We start from the raw sequence: 21,487 nt of genomic DNA, 5'->3' as shown, positions 1-21,487 counted from the left end.
AAGAAAGGTAGAAAATGATGAATGAAGAAAACGATCCCCGTTACATTCAACCCAAAGACAGTCTGGAAGCCATGGAACTGATTCAAAAGCTCTTCAACCAGTACCGCCGCGCACCCTTAACCTCCGAGCTTCTTGCCTACCATCAGAATTTGATCGAACGCCTGGAAGGTGACATCCACCAGGCTGCTGAAGCAGAAGGCCAGGCCAAAAGAGTCCAGGACTTAGACCGGATGATCAAGCTGATGAAGGACTGGACCGCCATCCGACTTTCCGGCCGCCCCTTTAACGCCAAGATGCGCCACTTCCGCTTCCTGCCAGAGGGCGGCCAGTTCAAGTTCAAACGGCATCCCCACAAAATTAAGGCTAATTCCAGTCACAGAGCTAGCCGGCATTAAAAAAGCGAGACCACTTGTCTCGCTTTTTTGTTTGCATATCTAACTTGCTACTTGCTCAATTACTTGATGTAAGCGTACTTGTAGCTCCATTGGGTACCAGCGTTGTTGTGGATGATCCCCTTAACCTTGCTGTTTTGCAGGTAGGCAGTCGTCTGCTGGTAGATCGGGCTGACTGCCTGGTCGGCATTAGCCACTTGGGCAGCCTTGACCAGGTCTTGCCAGCGCTTGTTAACGTCGTTGGCGTCAGTCGTCAAAGCCTTCTTGATCAAGCTGTTGTATTCAGCATTGTTCCACTTGCCGTAGTTGTAGCTAGTCCCCTTCTGCAGGATCTGCATGAAGGTCATCGGGTCGCTGAAGTCCCCGCCCCAGCCGGAAACGTAGATGTCAAAGTCCCCGCTTGCAGCCTTGGTGTAGGCGTTCTTGCTTGGGATGGAGCTGACCTTCACGCTGATGCCGGACAAAACCTTGGTCCATTGGGACTGCAGGTACTGAGTCAAGGCGTCGGCGTTGGTGCTTTCGTTTGAAGCCAGCAAGGTCAGGTTCAATTTCTTCAAGCCCAATTCCTTCAAGCCAGCCTTCCAGTACTTTTCAGCCAGCTTCTCGTTGTAGTCAACGGTATTAGCCACCTTTTGCTCCTTGGCAAAGTCTTCCTTGTTGGCTGGGTCATAGGCCAAGCCGGAAGCCACGAAGCCAGTCGGCACGCTTGACCCGTCCCCGAAGACCTTGCTGGTCAAGATCTTCCGGTCTAGTGACAGGGACAAAGCCAGGCGGATGTTCTTGTTGTTCAAAGCCTTCTTAACTGTCGCGTCCTTAGCCTGGAAGTTGTAGGCCAAATAAGCAACGTAGGAGTATGGGTAAGTCTTGAAGTCCTTATTCTTCTTCAGCTGCTTGACCTGTTCACTAGACAGCGGAGTGAGGTCCAGCTTGCCCTGCTGGTAGAGCTGGTAGCCGGTGTTGGTGGTCTTAACGACCTGGTAGCTGATCTTGCTCAGCTTAACAGCCTGCTTGTCCCAGTATTGGTTATTCTTGACAAAAGACCAGGTATCATTGGTCCCCTTCCAGCCAGTGATTTTAAAGGGACCAGAGTAGAGCATGTACTTGGAACTGGTGGCATACTTCTTGCCCGCCTTCTTGATGAAGTTTTCGTTTTGCGGCCCAAAAAGCGGATAAGCCATCAAGACCTTGAAGTAGGCAATTGGCCGGTTGAGCTTGACTTGCACGGTTTCCTGGTTCAAAGCCTTGATGCCCAGGCTGGACGGGTCCTTCTTGCCGGCAATAATTTCATCAGCATTCTTGATGCCAGAGAAAAGATAGGCGTAAGGTGAGGCCGTCTTTGGGTTGATCGTCCGCCGCCAGGAGTAGACGAAGTCCTGGGCGGTAATCTTTTCCCCGTTTGACCACTTGGCGTTTGACCGCAGCTTGAAGGTCCAGGTCTTGCCGTCCTTAGACACGGTGCCGGACTTGGCTAAGCCGGCGGCTGGCTGCCCGTTTTTGCCCAAACGGTAGAAGCTTTCAAAAACGTTCCCCGTCTGCCCATAACCGGTCGCCTTGCTGATGTCAATGGTATCCAGCGGAGCGGCCGCGCTGAGCTTTAAGACCTGCTTGTCCTTACTTGATGAGCTTGAGCTCTGCTGACTGCCGCAAGCGGCCAGCAGGAAGGCGGCACTGACGCTGACAGCGGCAAGGGTGAATTTCTTGATCTTTTGCATTTTTTCCTCCTAAGACAAAAAAGCAGCTGCTCCCTAAAGGAAACAGCTGCTTCATTTGCCACTAAGCTAACAATTACTAGGCAAATCACTTGGTCTGAGCTAAATCCAGATTAGGCAACACAAAACGGTCGTATGACATAAGTGACATACAACAAACGCACATAGTTTGGTTTTCTTGCATTGCAAACATGATTTAGCTCCTTTCTCAATTTGATTTAATTTAATCTTACAGATTCACTTACAAAAAGTCAACGCACTTTTTGCAAGTTTTTCAGTTTAATCCTTAACCGTCAAAAAATCAGCCAGATCCCGGCGGGGAGCCTGGTAGCCGTTGACGTACTCATCTTTGGCATAGCCCAGGCCGATCCCCATGGCCAGAGTCTGGTCATCCGGGATCCCCATGATTTCCCGTACGCTGGCCGGGTACTTGACCAGTTCATAAGCCGGCATGGTGTCAATCCCTTTGGCCTTGGCAGCGATTGCCAGAGTTTGGGCAAAAGCACCCAGATCATAGACTGACCAGAGGTTGGAGTGCTTAGGAATGGTCAAATAAGCAATTGCCGGGGCATAGTAAAGATTTTTCTGCAAAATGTTGGTCCTGAGGTCCAGCAATTCCGGCGTGTTCAAATATTCCTGGCTGGCTTGGTTGTGCCGGAGCATGTTTTCCCTTGGATAAGGATCCCAGTCTTCCCGGTGCCAGGTTTCCCAGTCTGGGGACGGAGCCGTCCCCGCTTCAGCCAAAGCCAGGTGGCGGGCATGGATCTTCTTGGCCGTTTCCCCCATGGCTAAATAAACCCGCCAGGGCTGGGAATCAACCCAAGACGGAGCCTGGCCAGCCAAGCGGACTACTTCTTCCAGGTCTGCCCGGCTAGGCTCATTGCTTTGGTCAAAATAGCGCGTGCTGCGGCGCTTTTCAATTGCATCAATCGCATCAGTCATTTTTGCACCTCTCTTAGTATTGCTTACTTTTGTACTTCTTTTTTGTAAGTATAGTTCAAAATTGACTGAATAGCAAAAAAATCGCTATAATTGAGGCAAAAGCAGATATTTTATTTCAATGGAAAGCAGGATATGGACAAATGGGTTTAACCTTTAAAAGACAAGACGACTTAGACAAACTCTTCGACAAATTCGCCAGCATCCCTGACCCCAAGAAAGCCGCTTCCGGCAAGGGCAAGGAAAAAGAAGACGACAAAGCTGCCGGCAAAGAGGCAAAGTAAGCCGCTTGTTGGCGGCTTTTTATATTTTATAAAAGTCGCTAAATTTTCCCGTAAATCTGCCCACCTCTGCCCTATTTAGGCTAAAATTAACTTGTAAGCATTTGCAATTATTTTTCTTTAAGGATGTGAGCACCTTGGACAACAGCAACTTGCTGACCTACCTGGAATGGCGGGGCGACATTCCACTGGAGAAGTCTCCTTTCAACGAAATTGACGCTTTAGTTTTAGCAATTTTTTCTTATCTTAACTTGGAAAAGTACATCCCTTCCGGCAATAAGGAAGTTACCGTACGCGAAATCGCCGAGAAATACTTTGCCTCTTCCTTTACCGGCATAGACGCTAGCCAGTACCAGGAACTCTTCCGCCTAATGAGCGAGGGCGACCGCTTTAAGGATGCCCGCTTGTCCCACTTCAACACTGTTTTGACCGACCAGTGCCAGTTCAGTGCCTTAAAAATCGTCCTTGAAGATGGTACCCACTACGTGGCCTTCCGGGGGACCGACGACACCCTGGTCGGCTGGCGGGAAGACTTTGAAATTTCTTTTAAGGAAACCAAAGCCCAGATCTTAGGCGCCCGCTACCTCAAGGACCTCCTGGCTGATGACACAGCAGACTATATCCTGGGCGGCCACTCCAAGGGAGGCAACCTGGCTGAATACGCTGCTTTGAAGCTGCCTGAGGACTACCGGGCCCGGATCAAGGCTGTCTACACCTTTGACAGTCCAGGTCTGGCCAGTGAGGCCGGAGTTGACTATAACGAGGACTTTTTAAAAAGAGTTCTCCGCCGCTACGTGCCCGACTTTTCCATTATCGGCCGCCTGTTTGAACCCAGGGAGGTCGACCCAGTCATCGTCTATTCAACCAATGGCAACATCGCCCAACATGACACTTATTCCTGGCAGATCAAGGGCAGCCATTTCGTGACCCGCAAGCGGCCCAATCCTGAGTCCCGAGTCTACAACCAGCTGATCAACCAATGGATCGGATCAGCCAGCCTGGAAGAGCGGGAAGCCCTAACCCAAGACCTCTTTGACGCCCTGGCGGCCAGCGGGTCCAGCAAGATCAACCAGCTGGCTAAAAACGGCTTTGGGGGCTTCGGAGCCATCCTTTTATCAGTGACCAACTCTTCAAGGCGGACCAAGTTTATTTTGGGTAACCTCTTTTCTTCTATTTGGCAACTGATCAAAAATCAGCAGATTGGGGCCGCCCTTTTCAGCCGGGATACTCTGACTGGCTGGCTCCTGGTCCTGCTTGGCATCATCAGTCTTACGGCACCAGACTATGCCTTCAAGGCCTTCGGGATTTTGGCCGCGGTCGGGGGGATTATCTTCAGCGTCAACCATATTCTCTCGGTCTCTGTTTCGGCCTTTAAGCCCCAGCAAAAGCGCTTCTTCTTGATCACCTACCTGGTCTTGTTCGCGGCCTCTGTAGCGCTTTTATCGAGCAATCAGCTATTAGTTTTTTTGGCCCACTACTTCTTGGGAGCCTTCCTGCTTTTCTATGCCTATGGCCGGACCCGCAAGATTATTTTGCGCAAGCAGACCGGGGTCTTTAGAACTATCATCACCGTGGCTGAAGCCATCATTTCTTTTGCCTTGGGGATCATCGTCATCATCAACCCAGAATACTTCAACCACCAATCAATCATTGAGATCGGGATCCTCTTGATCATCTACGGAGCCTTCAAGCTGATTGCCGAACTCTTTAACCACCGGCCGCAAATGCCGAAAAAACACCGGTAAACGCAAAATGCTCAAAGGAATAATCCTTTGAGCATTTTTGTTTTGTCTGCTATTCTTCGTCCAGTCTGGCCTCAATCCAGTTCTTGACCTGGTCAACATTCAGCTTGGTCACTGATGAAAATGGCAGGAAGGTCACATTGTCCTTGTTCAAGTTCAAGTGCTTTCTGAAGGCCGCCTCGGTCTTGTTGAAGGCGTTCTTCTTGATCTTGTCCATCTTCGTGGCCACTACTAAAATCGGCAGGTCCAGATACTGGGCATAGTCATACATGGCAATGTCGTCGGCAGTCGGTTCGTGGCGGCCGTCAATCAGCAAAATCAAGCCCTTGAGGTAGGCCCGGGTTTCCAGGTAGTCCTGGATCATTTCCCCGAACTCTTCTCTCTGCTTCTTGGAAACCTTGGCATAGCCGTAGCCTGGCACGTCGACCAGGTAAAAGTCAGCTTGGTCGCTGTCGACCCGGTAGAAGTTCAAGGTCTGGGTCTTGCCCGGCGACGAGGAGGTCCGGGCCAGGTTCTTTCTTTGCAAAAGGGTGTTGATCAAGCTGGACTTACCAACGTTTGACCGGCCAGCCAGGGCTATTTCATCCAAGCCGCCTGCTGGGTACTGGCTGGCTTTAACCGCGCTGACGGCAAATTCTGATTGGTTAATGATCATCGGCAACCTCTTCCAGTTCACGGCGGATCACCTTTGGCTCGCCCATCCCGGTAATCGTTTCCGGCGTGATGATGACCTTGCTGATGTCGCTTTCGCTTGGCGTCCGGTACATGATGTCCATCATAGCATTTTCAATGATGGTTCTAAGGCCTCTGGCCCCCATTTTCCGTTCAATAGCCAGGTCAGCAATCTGCTTGACGGCAGCTGGTTCAAATTCCAGGTCAACCCCGTCAAGGGAGAGCAACTTCTGGTATTGCTTGATCAAGGCATTCTTTGGTTCAGTCAAGATCCGGACCAAATCGTCGCTGTCCAGCCGGTCCAAGGTAGTGATAATTGGAATCCGGCCGATGAATTCTGGGATCAAGCCAAACTTGACCAAGTCACCGGTCGTCAAGAAGCGGTTCCAGTTGTCGTCGTCAACCTTGCCGGATTCTTGTTCTGCCCCGAAACCGATGGTCTTCTTGCCCAGCCGGTTCTTGACGATTTCTTCGATACCGTCAAAGGCCCCGCCGACAATGAAGAGGATGTTGGTGGTATCCATCCGGATCATTTCCTGCTGCGGGTGCTTGCGGCCGCCCTGCGGCGGAATAGAAGCAATGGTCCCTTCCAGGATCTTCAAAAGAGCCTGCTGAACCCCTTCACCAGACACGTCCCGGGTGATTGAAACATTTTCTGATTTCTTAGAGATCTTGTCGATTTCGTCGATATAAATGATCCCCCGCTGGGCTCTCTCCAGGTCGTAGTCAGCATTCTGCAGCAGCTTAAGCAGGATATTCTCGACGTCTTCCCCTACGTAGCCGGCTTCAGTCAAAGTAGTCGCGTCCGCGATCGCGAACGGCACGTTCAAAATCCTGGCCAGAGTTTGAGCCAGGTAGGTCTTGCCTGACCCAGTTGGCCCGATCAAGGCAATGTTAGACTTTTGCAGTTCAGTTGAAGAATCAACATCCATTTGACTGATCCGCTTGTAGTGATTGTAAACCGCCACGGACAGAACCCGCTTGGCCCGGTCCTGGCCAATCACGTACTGGTCCAGTTCTTCTTTAATTTGCATTGGCTTGGGAAGCTCGCGCGCTTCCTTCAGTGAATCCAGACGCAGCTCATCATCAATAATCCGCTTAGCGAGTTCAATGTCCTCGTTGCAGATGTATACGCCGTTGCCGGCAATCATTTTCTTTACTTGGCTGGCAGACTTGCCGCAGAATGAGCATTTCACTTCTTCTGGATCTGTAAACTTAGTAGCCATGTATTCCCTCCTCTATTTGCTAAAGACTAGATTAGCATAAATACGGGCAACTTGCGCGAAATTAGCCTTGTATTTTTTCTTCCATCTTGGCAAAAGAAAACCCCAAAAGGGGCAGGTGCCACTTCTGGGGAATTCAGGCTATTGACAGGCGATTACTTGTCTTCTTCTTCGTCTTCGCTGCCTTCTTCAAGCTTAGCCTTAGCTACTTGCTTAGCGCTGTCAGTGATCAAGTTCATTGCCTTGCGAACGTTGATGTCGTGAGCCAGCATTTCGTCGCTCAAAGCGTTGCGAACTGCCTTTTCGCTCATGTTGTAGCTGTCTGCCAGGTCCTTGATTTCAGCGTCGATTTCTTCCTTGCTTGCTTCGAAGCCTTCCTTGGCTACGATTGCTTCCAAAACAAGGTTGGTCTTAACGCGTTCAGCTGCGTTTGCTGACAATTGGCTGCGCAGTTGGTCTTCAGTCGTGTTAGTCAACTTGAAGTAAGTTTGTGGGTCAATCCCTTGACGTTGCATGTCGCCCAAGTATTGGTTGAGTTGGTTGTCAACGTCTTCTTGAATCATCACGTCAGGAATTTCTTCAACAGTAGCGTTCTTGACTGCAGTAGTGATGGCCGCTTCTTGGATAGCTGCCTTGGCTGCTTCTTCCTTTTCAGACTTCAGTTCAGCCTTGATCTTTTCCTTCAATTCGTCAAGAGTTTCAACTGAGTCGTCAACGTCCTTGGCAAATTCGTCGTCAAGTTCTGGCAATTGCTTTGCCTTAACTTCGTGGATCTTGGTTGCGAAGTGAGCTTCCTTGCCAGCCAGGTCCTTTGCGCCGTAGTCTTCTGGGAAGGTTACGACAACGTCAACTTCTTCGCCAGCGCCGTGACCAACCAGTTGGTCTTCAAAGCCAGGGATGAAGGTGTTTGAGCCCAATTCCAGGGAGTAGTTTTGAGCTGAGCCGCCGTCAAATTCAACGCCGTCAACAGTACCAACGTAGTCGATGGTTACAGTGTCGCCATTTTCAGCCTTGTCGTTCTTCAAAACCATTTCAGCGTTTTGTTCTTGGCGCTTAGTCAATTCAGCGTCGATGTCCTTTTGGTAAACGCGGGTGTTTTGCTTTGGTACTTCGATTTCAGTGTATTGGCCAAGTTCAACTTCTGGTTCAACCGTTACGATTGCCTTCATTTCCCAGGCCTTGTTCTTGTCCATTGATACAGGAACGATTTGAGGTTGGCCAACTGCCTTGATGCCAGTTTCCTTAACAGCAGCGCTGTAAGCTTCTGGCAAAGCAAAGTTCAAAGCGTCTTCGTAGAGAGCTTCTTCACCGTAGTATTGGTTGAAGATTACACGGGAAACGTGACCCTTACGGAAGCCAGGTACACGCAAGCTCTTCTTTACGCGGTTAAAAGCCTTGTCCAGGCTCTTCTTGATTTCATCTTGAGAGATTTCAAAAGAAAGTTCACCAGTAGTCTTACCGGTAGTTTTCCAGTTAGCAGACATTAATCAAATACCTCCAATGTCTATTTTGAGTTTGCTACTTTGCATACTTAAATATCTTACCTTAAAGCCGGTCAAAAAACAATGAAAGTACTACAAAATAGGGCTTTTTTGGATAAAAAAAGGCGTTCTTCTGAGAAGAACACCTTTTTACACTGTTAGAACTAAAATTCAAAAACTAAAAATTAGTCGTCAATTTCAGTAACTTGGCCGGCACCAACAGTTCTACCACCTTCACGGATAGTGAACTTAGTACCAACTTCGATAGCGGCTGGCTTGATCAAAGTAACTGAGAATTCAGTGTTGTCACCAGGCATAACCATTTCAGTACCTTCTGGCAATTCAATTTCACCAGTGATGTCAGTGGTGTGGAAGTAGAATTGTGGACGGTAGTCTGAGAAGAATGGAGTGTGACGGCCACCTTCGTCCTTGCTCAAGATGTAGACTTGACCCTTGAAAGTTTCGTGGGTCTTGATTGAGCCTGGAGCTGCCAAAACTTGACCACGAACGATTTGGTCACGGTCGATACCACGGAGCAATACACCAACGTTGTCGCCGGCTTCACCCAAGTCAAGAGTCTTGTGGAACATTTCCAAACCAGTTACAACTGAAGTCAAGACCTTTTCTACCAAACCAACGATTTCAACGCTGTCGCCAACCTTAACAGTACCACGGTCGATACGGCCTGAAGCAACAGTACCACGACCAGTGATAGTGAAGACGTCTTCAACTGGCATCAAGAATGGCTTGTCAGTTTCACGTTCTGGAGTTGGGATGTATTCGTCAACAACGTCCATCAGTTCTTCGATCTTCTTTTGAGCTTCTTCGTCGCCTTCAAGAGCCTTAAGAGCTGAACCACGAACTACAGGAACATCGTCACCTGGGTAACCGTATTCTGAAAGCAAGTCTCTTACTTCCATTTCAACCAAGTCGATCAATTCTGGGTCGTCAACCAAGTCGCACTTGTTCAAGAAGACTACGATGTAGTTAACACCAACCTGACGAGCCAACAAGATGTGTTCACGAGTTTGTGGCATAGGACCGTCAGTTGCGGCAACAACCAAGATAGCACCGTCCATTTGAGCGGCACCAGTGATCATGTTCTTGATGTAGTCGGCGTGGCCTGGGGCGTCCATGTGGGCGTAGTGGCGCTTTTCAGTTTCGTATTCAACGTGGGCAGTGTTGATAGTGATACCACGTTCCTTTTCTTCTGGAGCTGCGTCGATTTGTGAGTAATCTTCAGCTTGTGCCAAACCCTTCTTAGCCAACACAGTAGTGATAGCTGCGGTCAAAGTAGTCTTACCGTGGTCAACGTGGCCAATAGTACCAATGTTAACGTGTGGCTTAGTTCTAACGTAATGTTCTTTTTCTGCCATTAAAATGACCCTCCTGAAATTTTACAAGAAGTCCGTTGAGACAAAACTAACGGATGATTCTCTGTTGAATATTGTACTACTTTCCTAAGAAGTACGCTAGTAGCAATAGCGCAACTTCTTGAAAATATCCAAAAATGATTATACTAAATGCCGGCAAAAAGTAAAGTGATTTGCAAAAAGATTAATCAGTATTTTTCTGATAGATTTTTTCCAGCAAGTTCTGGCTCTCCCCGCCCCGCTTTTGCCGCAAAAAGCCGGTCAGGTCCCGGGCAAAAGCATCGGGATTAGTGACATAATCCCCCTGGCAGGGGTAAAGCTGGCCAAAAGCGTAATTCCCCTCAGCCAGAATCAAAGGCAATTCGCTGGGGCGGTTTTGGTAGCGGCTGGCCAGAGAAGCGATAAATTCCCGGTAGACCGGGTCCTGCTTAAGCAAATCTGTTTCCGCCGGTACAAAACTCTTCAAGTCCCCCAGGATCATGACCTGCATCTCTTCTTTAACCCCAAGCTTGACCAGGTCCTCGCAAACCGCCAGGCGCAAGGCATAATTGGCCAAAGGATCCAGCAAAAGGCTTCTGGCAAAGGCCAGGTAGGTCGGCAAGTCCAGCTTTAAGAGCTGCTCATACTGACTTTGGCTGACTGCCTGCGTTTTTCTGAAAGCAAGCAGGATTTTCTCTTGTTCTTGCTTTTCTGCTGGCAAAACTGGAAAGTCGATCTCTCCCTCAGTCAAATGCTTGACTTGGAGGGCTTCGATCAAATAATTATTGGCTGCCAGGACTTGGCCATACTCGTCCCGTACTTTATCCCGGGAAAAAAGATCAGGCAATGCCTTGATAAGGGCATAAGCCTGATCTTCCTCCTTGTTTAAGCGCAAAAGGCGGGACAATTCTAGGGCCAGGTCTTCGTCAAAGCCCAGCCTCAGTGCCTCTTCCAGGTGCCCGCAAGCAGCCTGGTAGTCCCCGTCTGCTTCGGCCCGTCTGGCCAATTTCAGCAGGTTCTCTTGGCTAACGCTTGTCATCTGCCTTGTTTTCCTTCTTGCTCTTGTTTACCGGCTTCTTGCCCTTTGCTGCTGGCTTCTTGCCAGACTTGGCAGTCTTATTTGCCGGCTTGGTCTGCTTCTTGCGGTTTGTACGCTTCTTAGCAGTCTTTTCCTTGGTGCCTTCAGCCGCGTCTTCGGCCTTCTTCTGCATTGCCCGGTGCCGGTTCTGGTTGACTTCCATAACGACTGGCAAAACGACTGGCCGGCGGTTGGTCTGCTTGTAAAGGAACTTCTCCAGACTGGAGCGCATGTCCTGCTTGAGCTCAGTCCAGTCGAACTTCTTGTGTTCAAAGTTGGCCTGGATGGCGTCCTTGATGACCTGGATTGAGTCGTTCATCAGCTTGTGGTTGGCCTTGATGTAGACAAAGCCCCGGCTGGTAACTTGCGGTTCGGAAACGATCTTCTTCTTCTTGCGGTCAATCGTGACTACGGCGATGAAGATCCCGTCGTCTGACAAAACTTCCCGGTCGCGCAAAACGATGTTGCCCACGTCGCCGACCCCGGATCCGTCGATCATCGTGTCTTCGCCTGGTACAGCATCCCCGCGGAAGAACTGGCCGCGCTTAGTGTCGTATTCCAGGCAGTCCCCGTTTTGGGTAATGTAGACGTCGTCTGGGTCCATCCCAGTTTCAACGGCTAAGTCCTTGACTGCTTCCAAAAGCCGGTAGTCCCCGATTACCGGAACCAGGATCCGCGGCTTCAAGAGGTCGATCAAGGTCTGCAGGTCCCGGCCAGTCGCGTGGCCGGAAGTGTGCATGTTGCGGCCAAGTTCAATAACCGTGCCGCCAGCCCGGTAAACCATATCGCTGGTGATGGCCACCGTGGTTTCAACGGCATGTGACGGGGTCGTGGCGATAAAGACCAGGTCCCCTTCGTGGATGGTGATCATCCGGTGGCGGTTGTTGGCCATCTTCTGCAGGGACTGGAGCGGTTCGCCCATCCGGCCGGTTTCCAGGATGACCGTCTTTTCATCCGGCACGTCCTTGAGTTCCTTGACCTTCATCAAAAGCCCGTCCGGCACTTCCAGGTATCCCAGCTTCATGGCAGTGTGGACGATCTTGGCCACGTCCCGGCCAGTCAAAAGAACCCGGCGGCCGGTAGCGGCAGCGGCGTTAAAGACCTGCTGAACCCGGTTCAAGTTGGAAGCCTTGCCGGCCACGATGATCCGGCCCTTGGCGTTTCTGAAGACATTGGTGATGTAGGCACCTACTTCATTTTCGCTGGCGTTCGGGAAAACCGCTTCAGCGTTGGATGAGTCCGGCAAAAGGGCCAAAACGCCGTTTTCAGCGATTTCAGCCAGCCGGGTCATGTCAGTCCGGTAAGCTGGCCGGGCTGAAGGATCAAACTTAAAGTCACCGGTGTAGACGATCTGCCCTTGCGGAGCATGGATGACAATCCCCAAAGAGTCCGGCACTGAGTGAGTGGTGTGGAAGAAGGACACGCTGGCATTCTTGAAGTCGATTTCCGTATCGGCGTCGATAACGTTGAAAAGCTGGTTGTTCCGCCGCTTGTTTTCTCTTTGCACGTCGATCTTGGCCAGTTCGATAGTTAATTTTGAGCCGAAAACCGGAATGTCCCAGTCTCGCAGAATGTATGGCAAAGCCCCGATAGAGTCGGCGTGGCCGTGGGTCAAAAAGATCCCCGCGACTTGGTCACCATATTGCTTGAAGAATTCCATGTCCGGAATTACCACGTCGATCCCGAACAATGAGCTGTCCGGGTACTTGAGGCCGGCGTCCAAAACAAAAATTTCATCGTTTACCTGAACGGCAAACATGTCCTTGCCCTGCTCGCGGACCCCGCTGAGAACCATGATTTTTAACTTGTCTGACATAAACCTCTCCTTTTCGTAATCATGTTAAATCAATTCTTTGTCTGATAGATGCTTTATATGGATCTGTCGATCAAAACGCTTATAATCTTTTTAATTTTAACATAAAGGGCATGAGCATGATAGTCACTAAGCCTGCAAAGGAAAAGAAAGAAAAGTGAAAAGCAAAAAAGAGAAAAAGAAAAGAGGCCGGGAAAAGCCCAGCCTCTTGATGAGTCCTTGATTAACGACGCAGACCCAAACGAGCGATCAATGCACGGTAACGTTCCAGGTCGTTTTCTTGCAAGTAGCGAAGCAAGTTACGACGGTGACCGATCTTCTTCAACAGACCAACGTATGAGTGGTGGTCGTGTGAGTGTTCACGCATGTGTTGAGTCAAGTTGTTGATGTCTTCAGTCAAAACAGCAACTTGTACTTCTACGGAACCAGTGTCGCCTTCGTGGGTTGCGTATTCCTTGATGATTTCGTTCTTTCTTTCTTTTGAAACTGCCATGTTTCTGCACCTTTCTTTTAAAAAATTGCCCCGGACAGCGTCAGCCGTTAGGTGAAACGTAAAGACAACGTCCGGGGTTCACATAACAAATATAATCATACCCGATTTTTTAGAAAAAGCAAGCAAAATTTCTTCTTGCATCTGGCGCCGGCTTTCAGTATAATAATTTAGTGAATTTCAATCAGTTATTGGAGGTGAACCTAATGCCACAAATCAAATCTGCTATCAAGCGTGTTAAGACTCAAGCTGTTGCTAACGAACGCAATGCTGCTCAACTCAGCACTATGAGAACTGCCGTTAAGAAGTTCAAGGCTGCTCAAGCTGCTGGTGCGGACAACGCCTCCGAATTACACGTTGCTGCTATCCGTGAATTGGACAAGGCTGCTTCAAAGGGCTTGATCCACAAGAACAAGGCTAACCGTGACAAGAGTCGTTTGGCTAAGCTTGCTAAGTAATTAAACTAGCAATCAACAAAAGAGCGAGAAACAATTCGTTTCCCGCTCTTTTTCTTTTGCCTTTTTCTGTATTTTGTTTCTCTTTTTGCCTAGCAGGTCAAGATAAAAGCCTTTAAAAAGCGGCTGCCCTGGCAGACCCCGCTCTTGTAGCGGTAGTCCAGCTGGATCAGCTGAGCCAGCATCCGCTTCAGCTGGCCGACTTTCGCCCTGGACTTCAAGGCCGTCTTGACCCGGTAAGGGTGGGCGGACAATTCCTTGGCGATCTCGCTTTCACTCCGCCTTCTCTGCCCCATCACCTTCACGCAGAGCAAAAATTCGACCTGGCTGAAAAAGACCGCGACCAGCTGCAAGGGGTAGGTTCCTTCCCGCAGCTGTCCGTCCAGGCGGTCAATCGCCTCTTGGTAGTCACCTTTTAAGGCAGCTTCCAAAATAGCAAAAACATTCTGGTCCAGGCTAAGGTCGATGTTCCGGTCCACCAAGTCCCGGCTGATTTCCTGGCCGTCGCTGATGGCCTTCAGCTTGTTGTAATTGCCCAGGGCCGCGTCCAGAACCTGGTCGCTTCTCTCCATGAGGAGGTCCATGGCCCCCTTGCCAAAGCGGTAGCCTTCCGCCTTGACTAATGCCTGCATGACTCGGCCGCTTTCATAGCTTTTAACCGCGGTAGAGACTGCATTGAAGCTCTTTTCCACCTGCTTGGTCAGTTTCTTGCGCCGGTCCAGCTTCTCATAGCTGGCTACTAAAACGATCACATCGTCGATTTGGTCCAGGTGGCTGAAGATTTCCAGCAATTGGTCCCCTTGCTGCTTATACTTGGCTGGGAATTTCCCCGTCAAAAAAATTGGGTTCTTGACTAAAACCAGTTTTTGCTGGCTGAAGAGGCTAGCCTCCGCCAAAGCAGCGATCAAGTCGTCCAGCGGATCGCTCTCGCAGTCGACCGTCACCTTCTCCAGACCGTGAAAGGCTGCCTGCTGGACATAATTGTGAGCCAGATAGTCATTTAAAAAAGCATCCGGTCCCTGCAACAGGACATTTGGGTTGCCTGCCTGGCTGTTGGGAAACAGGGATATTAAATTTGGCAAGCCGCTTTCCTCCCTCTAAAAGTAAGTCTTTAATAATGATAACATACCCGCCGCCCTTCCAGAAAACTGCTGAAGTATTCCTTGCTGCCGTAATGCCAGCTGATCATCCCTTCCGTTTGGGTATTGAGGTAGGGAATCCCCAATTGGTGCAATTTGGCTAAAGTTTCCGGCTTGGGGTGGTGATAGCGGTTGTTTCGGCCGGCTGAGATAAAGACTAATTTCGGTTGGATTGCCTGCAAAAATACAGTTGAAGAAGACGTATCGCTGCCATGGTGGCCAAGTTTGAAGTAGTCAATTTTTAAATCCGGATACTTCTTGATAATTGCCTCTTCACCTGCCTGGTCCAGGTCACCGGTAAAGCCCCAGTTTTTCCTGGCCAAGCGGCAAGTGAGTGACAAAGAGTCCTTGTTTTCCCCTTTTCCCGCTACTTCTGGGTGCAGAACCTGGAAATTGATCGCTTCTTTTACCTCCATCCCTGCCTTCAGCTCAATCAGCTTGGTCTTTGCCACCCGGCCGGCTATCCTGGCCCGAAAGCTGGGATTTTGAATAAGGCCGGCCCCCATATAAAGGCGTTTGACTGGCATTTCTTCTAAAAGCGGCCCCAAGTCACCAACATGATCAGCGTCCTGGTGGCTGACGAAGACACCGTCAATCTGGCTGATTCCCTGGGATTTTAGCAAAGGAATAGTAATCCGGTCAATCTGGGGCTGGCTCTGCTTCTTTTTGCCAAAAGTCAGCTTGCCCCCGGTATCGATCAAGTAGACCCGGCGCCTAATGGGCGTCGTTAAAAGGATGCTGTCGCCCTGGCCCACGTCGATAAAAGAGACCTGCCCCTCCAAAGGAAAATGGATGCTGACAAAAATTAAGAGATAAACTGCCGCCAGAATATGGCGGTATTTCTTTTTACTCGTAATGAGATACAGGAAGGTCAAAGCAAATAGCAGGGCCAGCTGCCAGCCCTTGACCTGGCCATAGATCAACTGGCCAAAGCCGGTTTTGGCTATATTGGCCAATAGGCCTTCCGCCGTCTCCAGGATTTTTTCAAAAATTGCCGTCAGACCGGGCGGAGCCAGCAAAGCCAGTCCGGTCAAAGGCATGACTATGTAATTGAAATAGGGCACGACCAAAATATTGTAAAAAATCGTACAGACATTGACCTGGTAGAAAAAGTAAAGCAAAAACGGCGTCAGCAGGCCGTTCAGCCAGAAGGCCTGCCTGAAGTTTGGCAATTTCGCCGTCAAGACCAGGCCCAGGGCCAAACAATAGGTCAAGATCCCGCCCGTTTCCAGCAAAAGGCGGGGAGTAAAAAGCTGCTGGCAGCAATAGGTCAAGCCCAGCAAATCCGCCCGGCCGATCCGCCGGCCCTTAAAAGCCAGGCCGGCAGAAAAAAGATAGCTGAGAGTCGCCCGGATAAAACCGGGCTGACCCGCGCTCAAGAAGACCTCAAAAGCCAGCAGGCCGCAGGAGGCGGCAAAAACTTCCTCCTTGGTCATGTGCAGGCAGCTGCCTAAAACTGCCAGGGCAAAGACATAAATACCCACGTGCATCCCCGAAATGCTCAAGATATGGATAACCCCCAGATCCCGGTAGGTATTCAAGTTGGCCTGGTTGTCCCCAGCCGGATTTTCCGCCAAAAGCAGTTCACTGGCAAAAAAGGCCAAGAGCCGCGGCAGGCGCTTAAGATAAGCTTGAATTTTCCAGCGCAGGCCATGCAGGCGGGTCAAAAGACTAACCGGAGCTGGCCTTACCTGATAATTAGCCAGCTTGACCTGCCGGTAGACATGCTGGCTGGCTAAATAGTGGCGGTAGTCAAACTGGCCCGGATTGGTCGCCGGCTCAATCTCGCTGACGGCTCCAGAAACATCCGTTAAGTAAATGCTCTGCCCATTTTCAAGCAGAGCTAGTGCCTCCCTGCTTGCCGGCCCGTAAACCTGCACTTGCTGCGTCGCAGTCTGCCCCCGCCCGCTTAGCCAGCCGTCAGTAATTTTCACCTGGTCAGGATAAAGGCGGATGTCACCTGCCGGCTCGCCCGGCTTCACCTGGTCTTTAGCCAAGACTAAAGCCAGCAGGAGCAAGAAAGAAAGAGCAAATTTAAATAAGCCTCCATATTTTCCCTTGAGCAAAAACAGCAGATAAAGCAAGGCAGCCAAGGCCAAGAGCCTTCCCCATTTTTGCAATTGAAAGACCCCACACAAGCTGACGCTGGCCAAGGCCAAAAGAAAGTAAAAACCGGCTTCCAGGCTAGATCGTAAGCTGATCCTTAATTGCCGCGAAGGTCTTGTCGCCAATTCCCGACACCTCTTTCAACTCATCAATGCTCTTAAAAGACCCTTTTTCCTGCCGGTAGGCAATGATCTGCTCAGCCTTCTTTTCCCCGATCCCGTTCAGCTTCTGCAGATCGGCCGCCGTGGCCGTGTTCAAGTTGATCAAGTCACCAGAAGCTGCGCCAGAAGTTGAAGAAGAAGCTGATGAAGAAGCAACAGAAGAAGCCGGAGTAGTTGCCGAGGCTGAATTAGCGGTCTGGGCCGCTTCCACCTTCTCCCCCTTGCCAGGGATGTAGATCTTGTCCTGGTCTTTTAACAGCTGGCTGCGGTTGATGGCCTTCAATTGGGCATCCTTGGTTAAGCCCCCGGCCTTTTCAATCAAGTCTTCCAGCCTTGCCCCGTTTTTCAACCGGTAGACCCCCTGGTGCTTGACAGCTCCTGAAATATCGCAGACTACTTCGCTATTTGCCGCGGAAGCCGCCGAACTGGCGCTGGAAGCCACTGAACTGACACTGGAACTTTGCAGGCTCTGGCCACTATTCTCACTCATGCTCTGGCTGCTGGACAAAAGAGCTGAATTGTCAGCGGCTGGCTGCCGGTTGACATAGTAAAAGCCCCCTAGCGCCAGCAAAACGATTATGATGTACATTTTCTTTTCGGTCAGCCAGGCAAGCAGGTCCTGCAGCTTTTGCTTGCCTTCCGTTTTTTCGTTTGACTGATTCATTTTTATCACCTCAATAACTAGTACGCCAAATACAGCCTTTTTTCCTAAAAAAGCCGGGAAAATTTACTGAGGCAAAAAAGAACCGAAGACTGGCTTCGGTTCTTTTAATCTGTTTGTTCTTTACTTGTAGTGCTTTTGCAGGTATTTCAAAGCATCGTCAAAAGTTGCCACCGGCACGATCTTCATCTTCGTGCCCAGCTTCTTGGCCGTTCTTTTGGCCACGGCGTAGTTGGTCTGGGACTTCTTGACCCCGGTTTGGTCGGTTGGGGCGAAAAATACTTCTGCTCCTTCCTTATCCGCGGCCACGACCTTCTTGTCCACGCCGCCGATGATGCCGACCTTGCCGCTTGCGTCGATCGTCCCCGTCCCGGCAACCTTATGGCCCTTGGTCAAGTCCTTGCCAGTATAGTTCTGGTAGCAGGCCAGGGAGAACATCAGACCAGCTGACGGGCCGCCGATGTCGCCCGTGCTGATGGTGGTCTTCGGGCTGACTTCAACCTTGACTCTTTCCACCATGCTGATTCCGATCCCCGGCTTGCCGGTGCCTTTAACCTTGACGATTTTCCCGGTAAAAGTCTGCTTTTTCCCGGACCGCAAGACCGTAATCGACACCTTCTGCCCGATCTTCTGCTTTTGCAGGTAGCTCATGAAGCCCTTGACGGACTTGAACTTATGCCCGTTGGCCGCCACGATCGTGTCCCCGATCAAGAGCTTCTTTTTAAAGCTGGAAGTAGACTGCAGATCCATCACATATACGCCCTGATACTTCAGCTTGGGTTTAAGCCCTGCCTTCTTAGCCGCGTAATAGATGGCCGTCTGCTGGCTGGTCTGCATGTACCATTCCTGCAGCTGTTCATATTGTTCAGTGCTTGACCCTCCGGTCACTTCATCCATGGTCAAGCGGTCTTCGTATGGCTGGGTAAAAGACCATAAATAGTCGCCTAAAACCGCCCGTCTTTCGCTCACGGTCACGAAGTAGAGGTTGTTCTTGGGCTTAACCCCGGTGGTCTTTAAATAGTCGCCGACCGGCAGGGCATCCCCTGGCGCCTCAATCACGTACTTGGTCGGCATAAGCAGGACCAGGGCCAGCAGGATGACTGTAAATAAGCCAACCAGGGCCCGGCGCCACTGTTTGCTTTGTCCGTCTTTTTTAACTTTCACTTTGCAGCTTCTCCTTCAAGGCTCTGGCAGCCTTTTTGGGCAAAAAGCGGTCCAAGTCGCCCCCAAACATGGCAATTTCCTTCAGCATGCTCGATGCCAAAGCACTATTGGCCGCTTTAGCCATAAATAACACAGTCGGCAGGTCCGGGGCTAGCTCCTGGTTCAGCTGGGCGATCTGCTGCTCATAGAGAAAATCGCTGCTGTTGCGGACCCCGCGGACCAGGACTCCGGCCCCCAGCTCCTTAGCCAGGTCAACCGTCAGCTGGCCAGGCCGGGCCAGGACCTCAACATTAGCCAGGCCGTGTTCTTTTACCGCGGCCTGGATCAAGTCCACTCGCTCATCTGGCGTGAAAAGCGCCTTTTTTGAGCTGTTGGTCATTACCACGACCAAGAGGCGGTCAAAGACCTTCGCCGCCTGCTCAATGGTATCCATGTGTCCGTTGGTAATGGGGTCAAAACTCCCCGGAAATAGCGCTGTCGTCATCTATTCTGCCCTCTGGTAAATTCTTACGATAGTCTTGCCCATATGGTGGTCTTTCAAAAGGTCAAAGCCTGAAACAGGCGGCAAGTCTGTCTGCTCATCAGTTTCCACGACTATCCTGGCTCCAGGATTGAGCAGGCCCAAGGAAGCAAGAGCGGTCATGTCCTTGATCATCTGCTGCTTGGCATATGGCGGATCCAAAAAGACCAGGTCAAACTTCCTTTCCTGCTCAGCGAAAACCTTCAAGGCCACTTTAGCCGGCATGGTGAAGACCTCAAAGCGGTCCGGCTCCTTGGTTAGGTCCACGTTTTTCCTGATGATCTGGCAGGCCGGCCGGCTGACGTCGTTTAATACCGCATGGTCGCAACCTCTGGAGACGGCTTCAATGCCCAAAGCTCCGCTGCCCGCGTACAGGTCCAGGACCTCTCCTCCAGCAAAAAACTGGCCTAGGGAGTTGAACAAGGATTCCTTGACCTTGTCACTAGTTGGCCGGGTCTTTTGGCTCTTGAGTGTAAACAGATTCCGCTTGGCGTATTTTCCAGAAATGATTCTCACTTGATCCAGTCCTCTTTATCTGTCTGATTTAACTTCTCTTCGGCCTCCTTGGCCATGTCGCTGATCTGCTGCTCAATCTTCTGATTGTCCAGGTCCAGGGCATCATTTTGGGAAAATTCAACCTTCTTGACAAAGCTAAAGCTCCGCAGCTTGCTAGCCGTTTCTTCCGCCTCTTCCTGGTTGACGTACAGAATCAAATAATGCAGCTTTTTGGAAAAATAAACGATGTCCCCGAACCGGCGCAGCTTGAACTGGTCGTTGTTGACATTGCGCAGGTACACGATCAGACTGGTCCGGCTGGGAATCTCCTGCTCTTTTAATTCTTGGTTAATACTCATCAGCTGCTTGCACCTCCTGTCTGATTTTTTCTTCCGCGGTAACATTTAAGACCAGGCCAATAGCGGCCGACAAAACCCAGAGTGATGACCCACCATAAGAGATAAAGGGCAGAGTCACCCCAGTGATCGGCATTAGGCCTAATACCGCGCCAACGTTAAATAAAGTCTGGAAAAAGATAATCGCGGTCACCCCGAAGCAGATCAAGGTGGAGTACTGGGACTGGGCCTTGACCCCCCGCTCCATGATCAAAAGCATCAGGTAAAAGAGCAGGCCCAGAACTAATAACGCCCCCAAAGAGCCGACTTCTTCGGCGATAATCGACAAAATAAAGTCCGTGTAAGGTTCTGGCAGATAGCCCCGCTTCTGGATGCTGTTGCCCAGGCCCAGGCCAAATAAACCGCCGTTGTGGATAGCGTAATAGGAATTGACCAGCTGGGCCCCTTCATTAGCCGCTGTCTTAAACGGGTGCAAAAAAGCGATGAAACGCTTGTAGACGTAAACATCCTGCAAGAAGCTCGGGTTCCAGGCCACAATCAAGCTGAAACCCCCGACGACCAGAACGGTGATGCCGATTAGACTCAAAAGAGCGTAGCCGGTTGGAATACCGGAAACTGAGTACATGATCAAGACCAGGCAAAAAAGAATGGCTGTCCCCCCGAAGTCTGGCTCGATCAAGACCAGAATCATCAAAAAGCCTGCTACTAAAGCCGTTGGCAAAAGCTGGGAAATGATATGCCCGCGCACTAACCGCCCATCGGCTTTAGCCAGCATCCGGGCCAGATACAAGAGCAAGACCAGCTTGGCCAGTTCCAAAGGCTGGATGTTGATCGGGCCCAGGTTGATCCAGCCCTTGGCCCCGTTGACTGCCTGGCCAAAAGCCCTGACGTAGACCAATAATCCAGCCACGATTAACAGCAGCCACAAGAGCAGCTTGCCCCGCCTTAAGTAATCCAGGTTGATGCTGTAACAGGCCAGGCAGATCAAGATCCCGAAAAAGGCGTAAATCAGCTGCTTTTGCCCATAAACCGTGGCTTTAAAACCGTTGATTAGCAGGATTTCTGAACTGGCTGAATAGACCGCGATCACCCCGATCGTCATCAAAAGCAAGTAGACGATGAAGATCCGGTAGTCGAAATATTTGAATGTCTCTTTTATTTTGGCAATTTTGCCAGCTCCCGTTTTATTTTCCTTCACGCTTTTCACTATTTCCCCTCATTAAAAATAATCGTCGCTTTTCATTATAAAACAAAAAAG

At 50.4% G+C, this 21,487-nt stretch carries 21 protein-coding genes; 4 read left to right on the top strand and 17 right to left on the bottom strand.

Translation table 11 applies throughout. The features are described 5' to 3' along the window. Positions 1 to 17: 17 nt before the first annotated feature. Positions 18 to 395 (top strand): hypothetical protein, encoded by a 378-nt coding sequence (locus tag ACYVUU_RS03930; RefSeq protein WP_484500883.1) that lies wholly within the window; start codon positions 18 to 20, stop codon positions 393 to 395. A gap of 59 nt (positions 396 to 454) precedes the next feature. Here the strand turns inward: ACYVUU_RS03930 and ACYVUU_RS03925 are convergent, their stop codons facing one another. Both ACYVUU_RS03925 and ACYVUU_RS03920 read right to left on the bottom strand, forming a co-directional pair. Continuing rightward, positions 455 to 2,104, bottom strand: a complete 1,650-nt coding sequence (locus tag ACYVUU_RS03925; RefSeq protein WP_484500008.1) for a peptide ABC transporter substrate-binding protein — start codon at positions 2,102 to 2,104, stop codon at positions 455 to 457. A gap of 276 nt (positions 2,105 to 2,380) precedes the next feature. Next, on the bottom strand, positions 2,381 to 3,043 hold the full coding sequence (locus tag ACYVUU_RS03920; protein WP_484500007.1) for a nitroreductase: 663 nt from the start codon (positions 3,041 to 3,043) through the stop codon (positions 2,381 to 2,383). A 140-nt stretch (positions 3,044 to 3,183) separates the two neighbouring features. On the opposite strand from ACYVUU_RS03920, the gene ACYVUU_RS03915 reads away from it, so the two are divergent. Continuing rightward, a complete protein-coding gene (locus tag ACYVUU_RS03915; protein ID WP_002879072.1) occupies positions 3,184 to 3,324 on the top strand; it encodes an SPJ_0845 family protein in 141 nt (46 codons plus the stop codon). 134 nt (positions 3,325 to 3,458) lie between these two features. Then, positions 3,459 to 5,066, top strand: coding sequence for an Mbeg1-like protein (locus tag ACYVUU_RS03910; RefSeq protein WP_484500006.1), 1,608 nt, complete (start codon positions 3,459 to 3,461; stop codon positions 5,064 to 5,066). A 49-nt stretch (positions 5,067 to 5,115) separates the two neighbouring features. Here the strand turns inward: ACYVUU_RS03910 and yihA are convergent, their stop codons facing one another. The 7 genes from yihA to rpsO form a co-directional block, all read right to left on the bottom strand. Then, on the bottom strand, positions 5,116 to 5,718 hold the full coding sequence (gene yihA / locus ACYVUU_RS03905; RefSeq protein WP_484500005.1) for a ribosome biogenesis GTP-binding protein YihA/YsxC: 603 nt from the start codon (positions 5,716 to 5,718) through the stop codon (positions 5,116 to 5,118). After that, positions 5,708 to 6,961 (bottom strand): ATP-dependent Clp protease ATP-binding subunit ClpX, encoded by a 1,254-nt coding sequence (clpX, locus tag ACYVUU_RS03900; RefSeq protein WP_300616115.1) that lies wholly within the window; start codon positions 6,959 to 6,961, stop codon positions 5,708 to 5,710. Before clpX ends, yihA begins: the two co-directional genes overlap by 11 nt. A 152-nt stretch (positions 6,962 to 7,113) precedes the next feature. Then, positions 7,114 to 8,442 (bottom strand): trigger factor, encoded by a 1,329-nt coding sequence (gene tig, locus ACYVUU_RS03895; RefSeq protein WP_439776201.1) that lies wholly within the window; start codon positions 8,440 to 8,442, stop codon positions 7,114 to 7,116. Positions 8,443 to 8,624: 182 nt separating this feature from the next. Beyond that, positions 8,625 to 9,815 (bottom strand): elongation factor Tu, encoded by a 1,191-nt coding sequence (gene tuf / locus ACYVUU_RS03890; protein ID WP_300616111.1) that lies wholly within the window; start codon positions 9,813 to 9,815, stop codon positions 8,625 to 8,627. Positions 9,816 to 9,996: 181 nt separating this feature from the next. Continuing rightward, complete coding sequence (locus ACYVUU_RS03885; protein ID WP_484500004.1) at positions 9,997 to 10,830, bottom strand: tetratricopeptide repeat protein; 834 nt, start codon at positions 10,828 to 10,830, stop codon at positions 9,997 to 9,999. After that, positions 10,817 to 12,685 carry a ribonuclease J gene (locus tag ACYVUU_RS03880; RefSeq protein ID WP_484500003.1) on the bottom strand — a complete coding sequence of 623 codons (1,869 nt, stop codon included), beginning with the start codon at positions 12,683 to 12,685 and terminating at the stop codon, positions 10,817 to 10,819. The genes ACYVUU_RS03885 and ACYVUU_RS03880 overlap by 14 nt, the downstream gene beginning before the upstream one ends. Positions 12,686 to 12,905: 220 nt before the next feature. Next, positions 12,906 to 13,175, bottom strand: coding sequence for a 30S ribosomal protein S15 (gene rpsO, locus ACYVUU_RS03875; RefSeq protein WP_002879084.1), 270 nt, complete (start codon positions 13,173 to 13,175; stop codon positions 12,906 to 12,908). Between the two features lie 203 nt (positions 13,176 to 13,378). Here rpsO and rpsT point away from each other — a divergent pair, with 203 nt between their 5' ends. Next, on the top strand, positions 13,379 to 13,630 hold the full coding sequence (gene rpsT, locus ACYVUU_RS03870; protein ID WP_270448164.1) for a 30S ribosomal protein S20: 252 nt from the start codon (positions 13,379 to 13,381) through the stop codon (positions 13,628 to 13,630). A gap of 89 nt (positions 13,631 to 13,719) precedes the next feature. Here rpsT and holA read toward each other — a convergent pair whose 3' ends face one another. The 8 genes from holA to ACYVUU_RS03830 form a co-directional block, all read right to left on the bottom strand. Beyond that, a complete protein-coding gene (gene holA, locus ACYVUU_RS03865) occupies positions 13,720 to 14,709 on the bottom strand; it encodes a DNA polymerase III subunit delta (RefSeq protein WP_484500002.1) in 990 nt (329 codons plus the stop codon). 29 nt (positions 14,710 to 14,738) lie between these two features. Then, complete coding sequence (locus tag ACYVUU_RS03860) at positions 14,739 to 16,949, bottom strand: DNA internalization-related competence protein ComEC/Rec2 (RefSeq protein WP_484500882.1); 2,211 nt, start codon at positions 16,947 to 16,949, stop codon at positions 14,739 to 14,741. 1 nt (position 16,950) lies between these two features. Further along, positions 16,951 to 17,697 carry a helix-hairpin-helix domain-containing protein gene (locus ACYVUU_RS03855; protein WP_484500001.1) on the bottom strand — a complete coding sequence of 249 codons (747 nt, stop codon included), beginning with the start codon at positions 17,695 to 17,697 and terminating at the stop codon, positions 16,951 to 16,953. Positions 17,698 to 17,817: 120 nt separating this feature from the next. Then, complete coding sequence (locus ACYVUU_RS03850; RefSeq protein WP_484500000.1) at positions 17,818 to 18,858, bottom strand: SepM family pheromone-processing serine protease; 1,041 nt, start codon at positions 18,856 to 18,858, stop codon at positions 17,818 to 17,820. Next, entirely contained in the window at positions 18,848 to 19,342 is a 495-nt protein-coding gene (gene coaD / locus ACYVUU_RS03845) for a pantetheine-phosphate adenylyltransferase (protein ID WP_484499999.1), read from the bottom strand. Before coaD ends, ACYVUU_RS03850 begins: the two co-directional genes overlap by 11 nt. Then, complete coding sequence (rsmD, locus tag ACYVUU_RS03840; RefSeq protein ID WP_484499998.1) at positions 19,343 to 19,894, bottom strand: 16S rRNA (guanine(966)-N(2))-methyltransferase RsmD; 552 nt, start codon at positions 19,892 to 19,894, stop codon at positions 19,343 to 19,345. Beyond that, positions 19,891 to 20,232, bottom strand: a complete 342-nt coding sequence (locus tag ACYVUU_RS03835; RefSeq protein ID WP_439774751.1) for a YlbG family protein — start codon at positions 20,230 to 20,232, stop codon at positions 19,891 to 19,893. The genes rsmD and ACYVUU_RS03835 overlap by 4 nt, the downstream gene beginning before the upstream one ends. Beyond that, positions 20,222 to 21,427: an FtsW/RodA/SpoVE family cell cycle protein gene (locus ACYVUU_RS03830; RefSeq protein WP_484500881.1), complete on the bottom strand. Its 1,206-nt coding sequence runs from the start codon at positions 21,425 to 21,427 to the stop codon at positions 20,222 to 20,224. The genes ACYVUU_RS03835 and ACYVUU_RS03830 overlap by 11 nt, the downstream gene beginning before the upstream one ends. Between the last annotated feature and the right edge of the window lie 60 nt (positions 21,428 to 21,487).

The sequence above is a fragment of the Lactobacillus sp. WILCCON 0058 genome, assembly GCF_057198005.1.
The sequence above is the reverse complement of the archived record's forward strand: the minus strand, read 5'-3'. Positions and strand labels throughout refer to the sequence as shown.

What these genes read in the sequence shown, in the direction of transcription:
- ACYVUU_RS03930 (WP_484500883.1), top strand. Translation starts at nt 18, where the DNA reads ATGAATGAAGAAAACGATCCCCGTTACATTCAACCCAAAGACAGTCTG.
- ACYVUU_RS03925 (WP_484500008.1), bottom strand. Translation starts at nt 2,104, where the DNA reads ATGCAAAAGATCAAGAAATTCACCCTTGCCGCTGTCAGCGTCAGTGCC.
- ACYVUU_RS03920 (WP_484500007.1), bottom strand. Translation starts at nt 3,043, where the DNA reads ATGACTGATGCGATTGATGCAATTGAAAAGCGCCGCAGCACGCGCTAT.
- ACYVUU_RS03915 (WP_002879072.1), top strand. Translation starts at nt 3,184, where the DNA reads ATGGGTTTAACCTTTAAAAGACAAGACGACTTAGACAAACTCTTCGAC.
- yihA (WP_484500005.1), bottom strand. Translation starts at nt 5,718, where the DNA reads ATGATCATTAACCAATCAGAATTTGCCGTCAGCGCGGTTAAAGCCAGC.
- clpX (WP_300616115.1), bottom strand. Translation starts at nt 6,961, where the DNA reads ATGGCTACTAAGTTTACAGATCCAGAAGAAGTGAAATGCTCATTCTGC.
- tig (WP_439776201.1), bottom strand. Translation starts at nt 8,442, where the DNA reads ATGTCTGCTAACTGGAAAACTACCGGTAAGACTACTGGTGAACTTTCT.
- tuf (WP_300616111.1), bottom strand. Translation starts at nt 9,815, where the DNA reads ATGGCAGAAAAAGAACATTACGTTAGAACTAAGCCACACGTTAACATT.
- ACYVUU_RS03885 (WP_484500004.1), bottom strand. Translation starts at nt 10,830, where the DNA reads ATGACAAGCGTTAGCCAAGAGAACCTGCTGAAATTGGCCAGACGGGCC.
- ACYVUU_RS03880 (WP_484500003.1), bottom strand. Translation starts at nt 12,685, where the DNA reads ATGTCAGACAAGTTAAAAATCATGGTTCTCAGCGGGGTCCGCGAGCAG.
- rpsO (WP_002879084.1), bottom strand. Translation starts at nt 13,175, where the DNA reads ATGGCAGTTTCAAAAGAAAGAAAGAACGAAATCATCAAGGAATACGCA.
- rpsT (WP_270448164.1), top strand. Translation starts at nt 13,379, where the DNA reads ATGCCACAAATCAAATCTGCTATCAAGCGTGTTAAGACTCAAGCTGTT.
- ACYVUU_RS03855 (WP_484500001.1), bottom strand. Translation starts at nt 17,697, where the DNA reads ATGAATCAGTCAAACGAAAAAACGGAAGGCAAGCAAAAGCTGCAGGAC.
- coaD (WP_484499999.1), bottom strand. Translation starts at nt 19,342, where the DNA reads ATGACGACAGCGCTATTTCCGGGGAGTTTTGACCCCATTACCAACGGA.
- ACYVUU_RS03835 (WP_439774751.1), bottom strand. Translation starts at nt 20,232, where the DNA reads ATGAGTATTAACCAAGAATTAAAAGAGCAGGAGATTCCCAGCCGGACC.